Annotated in this window: 12 protein-coding genes; 9 read left to right on the top strand and 3 right to left on the bottom strand. The window is 52.4% G+C overall.

Annotated elements, in window-relative coordinates; translation table 11 throughout:
- The first annotated feature begins 26 nt into the window (after window positions 1-26).
- A complete protein-coding gene (locus tag ACJJI5_RS01870; RefSeq protein WP_413663823.1) occupies window positions 27-794 on the top strand; it encodes an exodeoxyribonuclease III in 768 nt (255 codons plus the stop codon).
- Window positions 795-860: 66 nt separating this feature from the next.
- On the opposite strand, the gene rph is transcribed toward ACJJI5_RS01870, so the two are convergent.
- Complete coding sequence (rph, locus tag ACJJI5_RS01865; protein WP_413663824.1) at window positions 861-1,580, bottom strand: ribonuclease PH; 720 nt, start codon at window positions 1,578-1,580, stop codon at window positions 861-863.
- Window positions 1,581-1,689: 109 nt separating this feature from the next.
- On the opposite strand from rph, the gene ACJJI5_RS01860 reads away from it, so the two are divergent.
- The 8 genes from ACJJI5_RS01860 (at window position 1,690) to ACJJI5_RS01825 (ending at window position 10,981) form a co-directional block, all read left to right on the top strand.
- On the top strand, window positions 1,690-2,577 hold the full coding sequence (locus tag ACJJI5_RS01860) for a YicC/YloC family endoribonuclease (RefSeq protein ID WP_445355382.1): 888 nt from the start codon (window positions 1,690-1,692) through the stop codon (window positions 2,575-2,577).
- Window positions 2,578-2,665: 88 nt separating this feature from the next.
- On the top strand, window positions 2,666-3,220 hold the full coding sequence (locus ACJJI5_RS01855; RefSeq protein WP_445355381.1) for a rhomboid family intramembrane serine protease: 555 nt from the start codon (window positions 2,666-2,668) through the stop codon (window positions 3,218-3,220).
- Between the two features lie 528 nt (window positions 3,221-3,748).
- On the top strand, window positions 3,749-5,488 hold the full coding sequence (locus ACJJI5_RS01850; RefSeq protein ID WP_445355380.1) for a S8 family peptidase: 1,740 nt from the start codon (window positions 3,749-3,751) through the stop codon (window positions 5,486-5,488).
- Between the two features lie 334 nt (window positions 5,489-5,822).
- Window positions 5,823-7,067: a sterol desaturase family protein gene (locus ACJJI5_RS01845; RefSeq protein ID WP_445355379.1), complete on the top strand. Its 1,245-nt coding sequence runs from the start codon at window positions 5,823-5,825 to the stop codon at window positions 7,065-7,067.
- Window positions 7,068-7,290: 223 nt separating this feature from the next.
- Window positions 7,291-7,911, top strand: a complete 621-nt coding sequence (gene gmk, locus ACJJI5_RS01840) for a guanylate kinase (RefSeq protein ID WP_413663829.1) — start codon at window positions 7,291-7,293, stop codon at window positions 7,909-7,911.
- A gap of 98 nt (window positions 7,912-8,009) precedes the next feature.
- A complete protein-coding gene (rpoZ, locus tag ACJJI5_RS01835) occupies window positions 8,010-8,273 on the top strand; it encodes a DNA-directed RNA polymerase subunit omega (protein WP_413663830.1) in 264 nt (87 codons plus the stop codon).
- Window positions 8,274-8,324: 51 nt separating this feature from the next.
- Window positions 8,325-10,442: a bifunctional GTP diphosphokinase/guanosine-3',5'-bis pyrophosphate 3'-pyrophosphohydrolase gene (gene spoT / locus ACJJI5_RS01830; protein ID WP_282930627.1), complete on the top strand. Its 2,118-nt coding sequence runs from the start codon at window positions 8,325-8,327 to the stop codon at window positions 10,440-10,442.
- 155 nt (window positions 10,443-10,597) lie between these two features.
- The gene (locus ACJJI5_RS01825; RefSeq protein WP_282930626.1) at window positions 10,598-10,981 is read left to right on the top strand and encodes a Rid family detoxifying hydrolase; all 384 of its coding nucleotides are present in this window, start codon (window positions 10,598-10,600) and stop codon (window positions 10,979-10,981) included.
- 47 nt (window positions 10,982-11,028) lie between these two features.
- Here the strand turns inward: ACJJI5_RS01825 and ACJJI5_RS01820 are convergent, their stop codons facing one another.
- Together ACJJI5_RS01820 and ACJJI5_RS01815 are read right to left on the bottom strand one after the other, a co-directional pair.
- Window positions 11,029-11,913 carry a sugar nucleotide-binding protein gene (locus ACJJI5_RS01820; RefSeq protein ID WP_445355378.1) on the bottom strand — a complete coding sequence of 295 codons (885 nt, stop codon included), beginning with the start codon at window positions 11,911-11,913 and terminating at the stop codon, window positions 11,029-11,031.
- Between the two features lie 142 nt (window positions 11,914-12,055).
- Complete coding sequence (locus ACJJI5_RS01815) at window positions 12,056-12,316, bottom strand: GlsB/YeaQ/YmgE family stress response membrane protein (protein WP_108735039.1); 261 nt, start codon at window positions 12,314-12,316, stop codon at window positions 12,056-12,058.
- Window positions 12,317-12,430: the final 114 nt, after the last annotated feature.

The following is a 12,430-nucleotide window of genomic DNA, read 5'->3' as shown; positions in this document are numbered from 1 at the left end:
CACAGTCCGCTGGTAAGGGGCTAATAATGCGAATAGTAAGCTTGTCGGTAGACGGCGTTCATCAGGCCGCCCAACGCGGTCTCTACGATTGGTTGGCGGAGCAGGACGCAGATATTATCTGCCTTCAGGACCTGCGCTCTCTCGAGCCCGAATTGGACCACCCAATATTTCACCCCGACGGTTATTACAGTTACTTTTTCGACTCGGGAACTCCCCACGAAAATGGTGTGGCTATCTACACCCGAAGCCAGCCCAAAGCCATCATATTCGGCATGGGCTTCGCCAATGGTGAGGATATGTACGGCCGCTACCTACAGGCGGATTTCGAGCGACTGAGCGTTGGCTCCCTGCTCGCGCCAGTCGCCTCAGATGAGACGTCGTTAGAGAAAAAAGTCCAATTCTTTGAGGACATGCAGGCGCACTTGCTAAAAATAAGCCGCAAACGCCGCGACTTTATTTTCTGTGGTAACTGGGGCATGGCTCACCGTCGTGCAGACGTACAGAATTGGCAGGATCACCAGGATTCTCCCGGCTTTATGCGTCACGAACAGCGCTGGCTGGACCAACTGTTTAATGATGTTGGTTATGTCGATGCTTTTCGCCGTGTAGTAAAAGATACCGACGAATTTAGCTGGTGGCCCAGCGGTACTGTCGGAGAAGGAGATGGCTGGCGTACTGATATGCAGATCGTTTCTCACGGTCTAAAAAATCGCATTGAGTACGGTGCAATCAATAAGAATGTGAAATTCTCCAGCCACTTGCCGGTCATCATGGACTACGAAATCGAAGTCTGAATCGCACGGAGTTCCGGCCCCTTCCCTATTGAGAGAGGGCCGGATACAAACCAAGGGGTGGCTGCTTTACTCGTCCAGCGCCCGCTTTTGCAAAGCGATCAATTCATCGATGCCCGCCTTGCCCAACCCCAGCATCTGAGCAAACTGCTTTTCGGTAAATGGCTCACCCTCTGCAGTGCCTTGAACCTCGATCATGCCGCCATCTTCGGCCATCACCAAATTCATATCGGTATCCGCTGAACTGTCTTCCGGGTAATCCAGGTCCAGTAACGGCTCCCCCTCATAAATTCCCACTGATACCGCCGCTACCATATTCTTAAGCGGATCTTCGGCAATGATTTTTTCCCTCTGCATATGACGCAGGGCGTCAACCAGTGCCACACAAGCACCTGTGATTGCTGCGGTTCGGGTACCGCCATCGGCCTGGATAACATCGCAATCGACGGTGATTTGATTCTCACCTAGCTTCTCCAGGTCTACCGCCGCTCGCAGTGAGCGCCCGATCAAGCGCTGAATTTCCACGGTGCGGCCACTCTGCTTGCCCTTGGCCGCTTCCCTGGGCATACGAGAGCCTGTGGAGCGTGGCAACATGCCGTACTCTGCAGTAATCCAACCGCTGCCCTGGCCGCGTAAAAACCTTGGGACTTCACTGGAGAGAGAGGCATTACACAAAACCTTGGTATCACCGAACTCCACCAACACAGACCCCTCCGCATGACGGGTATAGTTGCGGGTAATTTTTACCGGGCGCAATTGCGCAGGGGCGCGGCCACTGGGACGCTGCATAGTCCACCTCAAATATTGAATGAAAGCCCCGCATTATATACCCCAGCATGGCTATCCAAACGCTGTGTTATTATGCCGGGCCGATTAATACGCCTGTAGGGGATCAGCTATGGCCAGTCAACGGGAACAGAACAAAGTGCGCAGCATGACAGCCTTTGGACGCGCCGAGGCCAATTACGCAAACGGCACCGCTATCTGGGAACTGCGCTCGGTCAACCATCGCTACCTGGAACCACATTTCCGTTTGCCCGAAGCGGCTCGCTCCCTGGAAACACAACTGCGCGATACGCTGCGCAAGACGCTGTCCCGCGGCAAAATTGAACTGACCTTGAGCCTGAAGACCAATAGCGCCGAAGACACTGGGCTGGAAATCAATCAACCCCTCGCCCAGGCACTGATTCAAGCGGCAAAACAGGTAGCGGGTGGCGAGGATATTCAACCGCTCAATCCCTTGCAAATTCTCCAGTGGCCCGGTGTTATCAGTGAACCGGAGGCGGATACCGATCAACAGTCGGCAACGATATTGGAGGCTTTTCGCGAGGCACTGGGACAGCTGCGCGCAAACCGTGAACGCGAAGGCGCTGAGCTAGCCAAGTTTATTGAGGCCCGACTCAAGGGAATCGAAGAGCAGGTGGCCAAAGTTCGAGAACTGCTTCCCCAAATCCTTGAGGCACAGCGAGACAAGCTGCGCAGCCGCCTGGAAGAGTTGCAAGTGGAGCTGGACAAGGACCGGCTCGAGCAGGAGATCGTCCTGTTGGCCCAGAAGGCTGATGTGGATGAAGAGCTCGACCGCCTCAGTGCGCACACTTCTGAAACACGTCGGGTTTTAGCCGGCGGTGGATCAATCGGCCGGCGGCTGGATTTCCTGATGCAGGAGTTTAATCGCGAAGCCAACACCCTCTCCTCAAAGTCTGTGGTTACCGACACAACCCAAGCTGCGGTAGAGCTCAAAGTATTGATCGAGCAGATGCGCGAGCAAGTACAAAACATCGAGTAATCCTCTGGGGCATTCTCACCGAGACTGCGGATGCCCCTCTACCACCAGACAGGGGGATTTGTGATAGCTCACCTTTTAAGGAATATTTATGCGACAAAACCTGAAGTGGGTCGGCGCTATTTTTTTAGTGCTTGCTGCAATTGAAATTATTAATATTCTTAGCGGCCGATCGCTTAATTACTTTGGTATTGTTCCCCGCTCAATCAACCACCTCCCCCATATCTTTTCTGCACCATTACTGCATGGAAATAGCTGGCATTTCTTCTCGAACATATTCACTCTGTGCATCTTCAGTTTCTTAGTGCTGCAGTACGGGGTAAAAACTTACCTTAAAGTGACCCTGTTCATTGTGATCACCACCGGACTGGCCGTTTGGCTTTTTGCTGGCAGGGGCAATCATTTGGGAGCTAGCTCAGTTATCTATGGCTATTTCGGCTTTTTGCTTCTTGCGGGATTTATCAGTAGGAAATTTAGCCGTTTATTAATATCTATTGTGGTAGCCGTCCTTTATGGAGGGCTTATTTTCGGTGTCTTGCCACGGGGTGGTTTTATCTCCTGGGAGTCCCACCTATTTGGATTTATCTTTGGGTTGCTGGCTGCAAAGCTGTGGGCCAAAGTTCCCAGTTATAGCAAGGCCAGATAAACACAAGTCCTAACACCAACCTTTCAACCTCAAACCCCAGTAGTAGCCAGCAAAGGTTTTCATTACTGGGGTACCCTCAGGAAACAGGCCCCAAAGCCAAGCTACGTAAATGCTACGTACACGTCACTAAGAAGCGTTTAGCGATTCATCTTTTCTACGCACGATAATTCTTTTATCTGAAAATATTCGCTTATTAACCAATTTCCCCCTGTGAACCCCTCCACATCTCTCCCGTAGATAAATTCTCACTATCAGATTTTTTTCCCAAAACTTATAAATTTGTCGCCAAAAGCCACACAAATTTAAAGGCTTAAGCTGAGGATAATAATTTCACGAACGTTATAAAGAAGTACCATTTTGAAACTTTGGTACCAATTTTGGTCAAACTGACTTACCGACTGTGAGAAAGACAGTTTCTAGGCCTATCCGTTAAGCAAATTTATTTTGTTAGTGCGGAGTTTTTCAGGAGTCTCCGGTCTATCGGAATACTGATAGCCGGATTTAAAATATCTCGGAGATATAACAATAATGAAATCATCATTGAAAAGTCTTTTGCAAAAGACGACTCTGGCGAGTGCGTTTTCGTTACTGTGTGCTACCCCTTTCGCTACTCACGCAGCGGACGCGGAAAAAACACTGCTAACCGACCGCATCATCGTAAAGTACAAGGAGAGCGCTAAAGTTGGGAAGGCGGCCACCATGGCCACAGAGACGGTCGAAAAAGCTTCCCGTCGCGCCGGCCACAAGATGCGCCACCTCCGCCGTATGGCCACTGGCGCCCAGGTAATGCGCCTGGAAGGCCGTAAAAGTAGAGCTGAAGTAAGCGCGATCATCGATCGCCTGAAACAGGATCCGGATGTGGAATACGCAGAGCCGGACCTGATTATGAAACCGATGGCCGAGCCCAATGACCCGAGCTATCTCAGCCAGTGGCATTACTACGAGTCCACCGGCGGATTGAACCTGCCCTCAGCTTGGGACGTTACCCAGGGCGATGGCGTAGTGGTTGCCGTACTCGATACCGGTTATCTCCCCCACGCCGATCTGGTAGACAATATCCTGCCAGGCTACGATATGATTTCTGACACTTTCGTCTCCGTAGATGGAGATGGACGTGATGACGATCCCACTGACCCAGGTGATTGGTATGAAGCCGGCACTTGCGACGATACCTCTGAGAGCGATAGCAGCTGGCACGGCACCCATGTAGCAGGCACTATCGCCGGGGTTACTAACAACAACATGGGTATCGCCGGTGTTGCCTACGATGCGAAGATCGTGCCCGTGCGCGTACTTGGACGCTGTGGTGGCTATACCTCGGATATTGCCGACGGAATCATCTGGGGTGCCGGCGGTTCTGTCAGCGGATTACCGAGCAACCAAAACCCGGCCCAAGTATTGAACCTGAGCCTCGGCGGTAGCGGTAGCTGCGACACTACCACGCAAAGTGCTATCGACACTGCGCGCAGCCTCGGCGCTACCGTGGTTGTCGCCGCTGGTAACAGTGGTGCCAACGCAAGCCAATACTCGCCCGCCAGCTGTGATGGGGTTATTACCGTTGCGGCAACTGACCGTACCGGCGGCCGCTCTTATTACTCCAACTATGGCAATGTAGTTGATGTCGCTGCACCCGGTGGCGCACAGAGCTTCGCAAACGATTCCGACGGTATCCTTTCCACCTACAACAACGGCTCTACCGATGCGGGCAGCGATAGCTACTATTACAGCCAGGGTACCAGTATGGCGGCCCCCCATGTCGCCGGCGCAGCTGCGCTGATTTATTCGGTTAACCCCGACGTTACTCCGGATGAAGTTGAGTCGATCCTCACCAGCACTGCTCGCAGCTTCCCCTCTTCTTGCAACAACTGCGGCTCCGGTATTGTGGACGCGGCAGCAGCTGTAGCTATGGCGAGCGGCGACGATAGTGGTAATGGCGACGACGACGATGACGACAGTGGCAGCAATGGTTCAGGTTGGACAGAAACTAACCTTTCTGGTAGCCAGGGCAGCTGGAATGACTTCACCATTGATGTTGAGTCTGGGACTTCCACCCTTACTATAGAGATGTCCGGTGGCTCCGGCGAAGTTGATCTCTACGTGCGCCACGGTAACTATCCTACCCTGCGTCGATATGACTGTCGTCCATACCTCTGGGGTAACGAGGAGAGCTGCACCATTAGCAACCCGGATTCCGGCACCTGGTACATCAGTGTCTATGGGTATGAATCCTACAGCGGTGTGACTTTGGAAGCGGAAGCTAGCGAGTAAATAGCGACCCGTTCAGAGTAAAAAAAGACCGGCATTTGCCGGTCTTTCTATTTATAAACTCCAAAGAAAATCCTTTCACGAAGAAAACCATGACTAAACATCGAAAGTCGCACCTAGCCGTGGTACCAATTCGACGTATCGCATGCTCTTGCCAATCTTTTGGTTAGTGCCAATCAGGCACCACTTTTGTAAACCTGAAAGTTAATTACGTCAAAATCCCTTCAGCGAATACTGACTGATTTCAGAATCCATACATCACTGGCATATGCGGCCCAGTAGCCGTGTGGCAGAGTTCAATAGATACGCTATCTAATAATAAAAATATGGGGTTTCTGTGGACCTGCTTACTTTCTCTATTCCATTTTTTCTGACCGCCATGCTTATGGAGTTCGCCCTGGATCGCTGGAAAGGCTGGGGGCTCTACAGGCTGAATGACACTATTGGCAATCTCAGCACGGGGATTCTCAATCGTATTATCGGGCTTACCTATAAAAGCTTATTCCTCGTTATCTATATCCCGCTGTTTACGTTGCTACAACCCTACTATCAATGGGTTGGTTTCAACTGGTCTATCGACAATGTCTGGCACCTGGCCCTGGCGGTTCTCGCATACGACTTCTGCTACTACTGGAAGCACCGTATCTGTCACGAGGTAAACATCTTTTGGGCAGAACACCTGGTGCACCACCAGAGTGAGGACTACAACCTGAGCACAGCATTGCGCCAGTCTTCGGGGGGGCTACAGCTGGATTGGATATTTTATCTACCACTTCTATTGATTGGTTTGCCGGCAGAAATTGTTATTGTCGCCGGCGCAATTGATCTTATTTACCAGTTTTGGGTTCACACACAAAAAATACCCAAGATCCGCTGGTTGGAGTGGTTTGTCATTACCCCCTCGAATCACCGGGTACACCACGCCCAGAACGCTGTCTACGTAGATAAAAACTACGGCGGAATATTAATACTTTGGGATCGCTTATTTGGCACCTACCAGCAGGAACTCGAAACTGAGCCCTGTCTTTACGGTGTGCGTAAGCCCCTGAATACCTTTGATCCTGTAGCAGCCAATTTACAACACTTAAAGCGCATGGCAATTGATGCCTGGCATACGAAAAGCTGGTGGGACAAGTGCACTCTTTGGTTCCGCCCCACCGGCTACAGGCCCGCAGATGTAGAAAAATCCATGCCAGTAGCCTCTACCGATCTGACAAACTTTAAACGTTTCAACCCTGAAATTAGCCCTGGTTTGCGCAACTACGCATTCGCACAACACCTCTGTTACACCGCCACAACCTTATCTCTCCTCTGGTTCACCAGCGTATTGAGTTTCTGGCAACTTATGGGCTCGGTTATTGCCTTGATTATTTGCCTGGCAATTAATGGTAGGATACTGGATGGTCATCCTATTTCAGGGCGCCTCGAAACTTTGAGACTCGCAGCACTCATCTGCGCTATTCCGCTACTAAACAATACATATGTACCACTCTTCATATCCTACTTGCTCGCAAGCTCTTTGGTATGGTGGTGGTTGGCAACCCGGCGCAAAGAGGATAGAGTCACTTTCGTTAGCGATTAACAACAGGGAGGTCCCCTTAATCACAGGTGGTTGGCGGTGATTGAGAAACTCCCGCGAGGCTATCCCGGCCGGGCCCAGGCGCGCAGGTGGTAACGCGCCCTGAATCTCCCAACAGATACCCCCACTCCGGTCGGGGGCTAGCCTTGTCCCTTCATGACACTCTTTCATCTCCAGACGCAAGCTTCGGTTATAATGGGCTCTTTGCTCGCGAACAGGATCAGTTGTGCAAACAGGAACCCTCTACACCGTCTCCGCTCCCTCCGGTGCAGGAAAAACCAGCTTGGTCAAAGCGCTGGTAGACAGCGACAGCCAGGTTACCGTATCGGTTTCCCATACCACTCGTGCCATGCGCCCAGGCGAAACTCACGGCGTTGACTATCACTTTGTCGAGCGAGAAGAATTTTTGGCAATGTTGGAGCGCGATGCTTTTTTTGAGCACGCCCAAGTTTATGGCGATAATTATTACGGCACCGCCAAAGCTGAGATCGAAGAGACTCTTGCCAGTGGTCGCGATGTTATCCTGGAAATCGATTGGCAGGGGGCCGAACAGGTTCGTCGCCTGCGCCCTGATGCAGTGGGTATTTTTATTTTGCCTCCGTCCCAGGAAGCCCTGCGCGAGCGCCTCACCGGACGCGGTCAGGACGATCAAGCGGTCATTGATCGCCGTATGGACCAGGCCATCGACGAAATGACCCATTATGTCGCCGCAGATTACCTGGTAATCAACGACAACTTCGACCAAGCGTTAACAGAGCTGCGTGCCATTATCGTTGCCCAGCGACAGCGCTTAGAGCTGCAGCAACTGCGCCACGGCGATCTACTTCAGGCACTGTTGCGCCACTGAACCAATTGATCGAATTGCATACATTTCCCGGTCCGGTAAAATAGCCGGTCCCCTGTACAGAATTTGCCTTCGGGCACAGCAAATGGAAACGAAAGTTTATGGCACGTATTACCGTTGAAGATTGCCTTGAGCATGTGGACAACCGCTTCGAGCTCGTTATCGTCGGCAGCAAACGCGCCCGTCAGATCGCTACAGGCGGCAGGGATCCATTGGTTCCCGAAGAAAACGATAAGCCCACGGTAATTGCCCTGCGCGAAATCGAAGAGGGCCTGGTGGATGCCGCCATCCTCGACGAGCCGGAACGCGAAGAGGCACCTGCTCCTATCGTTGCCCCCAACTACCTAACAGATCAGCAAGTCTGATCAGGTCTCTTACTGGGTACTTTTTGAGTTTTATGAGAGGCGCGCGCGGCATTGCACACCATAGATAGTTTGGCCCACCGCCTCTCCTCATACCTTCCCCCCGACCAGATCCAAATCGTCCGCCGCGCCTATTTTTACGCGGAGCAGGCTCACGATGGTCAGCAGCGCCGTTCCGGCGAGCCCTATGTCACCCACCCGCTGGCAGTTGCCACTATTCTCGCGGGCATGCATATGGATCACGAGAGCCTGGCGGCAGCCATGTTGCACGATGTGATCGAGGATACGGGTATCCCCAAGGCAGCTCTGGCTGAGCAGTTTGGTGGAGAGGTTGCCGACCTGGTCGATGGGGTCTCCAAACTAACCCAGTTCGAGACCGACAGCCCTGCAGAAAAGCAGGCGGAAAACTTCCAGAAGATGGCGCTAGCCATGGCCCGCGATATCCGCGTGATTCTGGTCAAACTGGCCGACCGCCTGCACAACATGCGCACTCTCGGCGCGCTGAAACCGCAGAAGCGTGCCCGTATTGCCCGCGAGACGCTGGAGATCTACGCACCCATCGCCCACCGACTGGGTATGAACGACGTTCGTATCGAGTTCGAGGATCGCGCTTTTTTTGCCATCTACCCACTGCGTGCCAGCCGCTTGCGCGCCGCCCTGGTCGCCGCCCGCGGCAATCGCAAAGAGCTGCTGGAACAAATTCAGAATGCTATAGAACTGCGCTTGCAGCGGGAGGGCATCAGCTCTCTGGTGATTGGCCGGGAAAAGCACCTATTTAGCATCTACCAAAAGATGCGCGCCAAGAAGAAGTCCTTCAAGGAGATAATGGATGTCTACGCTTTCCGCATCATTGTGGACAGTGTGGATACCTGTTACCGGGTTCTAGGTGTTATGCACAGCCTGTACAAACCGGTAATCTCCGAGTTTAAAGATTACGTCGCTATCCCCAAATCCAATGGCTACCAGTCACTGCACACAGTGCTGCTGGGTATGCACGGGGTGCCCATTGAAGTTCAGGTCCGCACCAAGGAAATGGATGAAATGGCCAACAGTGGCATTGCCGCCCACTGGCTGTACAAAGCCTCCGGCGATGAGGTGATCAATACCGGTGGCACCAGCCAAGTGCGCGCACGGCGCTGGGTCCAGGGACTGCTAGAGATGCAGCAGCGCGCCGGCGACTCGTTAGAGTTTATTGAAAACGTAAAAATTGACCTGTTCCCGGATGAAGTTTACGTCTTTACCCCTAAAGGGCAGATCGTCGACCTCCCCGCAGGAGCCACTGCCGTGGACTTCGCCTATTCCGTACACACGGATATCGGCAACTCCTGTGTTGCCGTGCGTATCAATCAGCGCCTGGCCCCTTTGTCCCAACCTCTGGAGAGCGGGCAAAAAGTCGAGATTCTCACGCGCAAAACTGCACAGCCAAACCCTAACTGGCTCAATTTTGTAGTAACCGCCAAAGCGCGCAGTGCTATCCGTCACTTCCTTAAGCACCAGCGTCACCACGATTCCATTACCCTGGGACGGCGCCTGCTGGAAAAAGCACTCAGTAAGTTCGACACGAGCCTAGACGCGCTATCACCAGAGCAATTAGAAGCGGGCCTCAAAGAAGCGAAATGCGCAACTTTGGACAAACTGCTGGAAGAGATAGGTATGGGCAGTAAAGTGGCCTTCTCTGCCGCTAAATTACTCGCGCCCGTCACCAGTGAAGAGACTGAAGCCAGCAATATCTCTTCACCCTTAACGATCGATGCCCAAGAGGGCATGATGATCAGTTTTGCTCGCTGTTGCCGCCCCATTCCCGGGGATGCCATTATCGGCCATATCAGCTCGGGCAAAGGCGTAGTAGTACACCGCGACACCTGCCGCAATACCGGTGATTTTCGCGAGCACCCGGAAAATATCATGCTGGTGAACTGGTCGCCAGATGTGACAGGGGAGTTCCTCGGTGATGTGCGGGTAGAAGTCGAGTCAGAGAGAGGGATTATTGCCCGACTGGCTACTCGTATTACGGAAGAGGGCGCCAGTATCGAGCAGATCAATGTGGATGAGAAGGATGCCCACAACAGCGTGATCTCCCTGACCCTAGAAGTCAGTGGCCGTGTACATTTGGCACGGGTTATGAAGCGCCTGCGCAACCTCCCTTCTGTCATACGCATCGCCCGCCCTTGAGGAACACAAGGGAATCCCACTGGGAACTGCCATTAGGCTTCAAAGCGCGATATATTTAACCGACTTCTGAAAGCCCCGCAAATAAGTAAGGGATTATTCGGAAGTTCCGTATAGGTCTTCCTTTTCAACAATATTGATAAGTAATGGAGTACCCCATGCCCAATCGAGCCGTTATTAAAACCGACCGGGCACCCGCCGCAGCTGGTACCTATTCCCAGGCAGTAAAAGTGGATAATACTGTTTACCTGTCGGGACAAATCGCTCTGGACCCAGAGACACAACAGATGATTAGCGGAGGTTTTAGCGATGAAGTCCACCAGGTCTTTCGCAACCTCAGCGCAGTCTGTGAGGCCTCTGACGGATCGCTCCAGCATATTGTGAAACTCAATCTCTACATTACCGACAGCAGCAACTTTGCCGCTGTAAATGAGATAATGGCAGAGTTTTTCGAAGAGCCTTATCCCGCCAGGGCAACCGTCGTCGTCAAGGAGTTGCCGCGGGGAGCCCTTTTTGAAGCCGAAGCAATTATGGTGACCTGAGGCAAGAAGTTCTCGCCGATGCTGTGGCAATAATTGAGGAGGGCAGCTCAGCCCTCCGACTCCAACAGAGCGCTATAGCCCACCTTGTAATCTGGATATTTCAATTCGTAACCACTGGACAGCATCAACTGATTGCTGAGCTTTTTCGAGCGGCGCTCGCTCGTTTGCACAATCTCGCGCAGGTGGGCACTGGTATATCCCATCGCTTTTACCAACCACTGTTGCAGCTCGTACATCGGCACAGGCTGGCTATCGGCGCCTATATAAAGGGGCTCCGGGACCCACCCCTGTTTGTGCCTTTCAATAAGGTGCAATAAAAAACCAATACAATCATCGACATGGATGCGATTGCTATATTGCGGTGGCTGGGGAGGAGCGCAGCGACCAGCGCGAACCTGCGACAACAAGCGATCTCGACCAGGCCCATAAATTCCCGCAAAGCGCACAATGCAACTGTTGGGAATTGCGTTGTGAATGATCTCTTCAGCTGCCAGCAAACTATCTCCCTGAAAACCACTGGGCATAGGTAAAGTTTGCTCATCGATAAAGTCGTCGCCGCTCTGGCCATAAACACGAGTAGATGAAACCCAGATAACCAAGCGCGGTGGGGATGGAAGGTGCGGAACAACTTCAGCGACTGCCTTTGCCGTTTCCACATAGGCGCGGTGATAGCCGGTTGGCGTGTGCTCAGTGGGGGTAAATGTTGCGAGAATGATATCCGCCCCCGTAGACAACAAGCGTTCAATATCCTCTTTCTTAGTGGCATCCCCCCGGCGCCAATTCACCACATCTGCCCTGCGCTTACTCGCCAGAGCTACCAGGGGATTGCGCCGCATCCCATAAACCGCGTATTGCTTTCGGTCTATATGCAGTGCCAGTCTCGCCCCGAGGTCACCACACCCAAGGATCCAAAGCTTTTCTTGTTGTGTCATATAGTTCCCGGTGAACAATCTTTGCTGTCCACCTTATTCCCTTGATTCAGTGCTATTCAGTCCTAAGGTGCTGGGGTCATTTGGGCAAATATCAAATTCGGAATGCTTATAGTTCGCCGCCGAGGCTCTCCCCAAAGGCGGACTAGTTGCCACGCCTTTTGAACATGCGATAGATCGCAAGAAAAATTATCGCACCAATCGTAGCCGTTATTATGTCGCCTATTCCGAAACCAGTCACTGGGCCACCGAACCCAATCAGGGCACCGAGCCAGCCTCCAATAAAGGCACCGACAATGCCGATGACCATAGTGACTATCCAACCACCAGGATCTCTCCCGGGCATAATCCACTTTGCCAAAGCGCCGGCAATCAACCCGAGAATGACCCAGGACAGAACTCCCATGACGTATCTCCGTTCGGTGTGCCCCTTACAGATATAGCAAAATTTTGCGCCTCAATCCCACCTGAATTCCCAAAACTAGTAAATTTTCCCAATATTCGCTCTCAGCTTACAGAT

It is taken from the genome of Microbulbifer maximicatervae (SeqCode) (assembly GCF_052467955.1).
The sequence above is the reverse complement of the archived record's forward strand: the minus strand, read 5'-3'. Positions and strand labels throughout refer to the sequence as shown.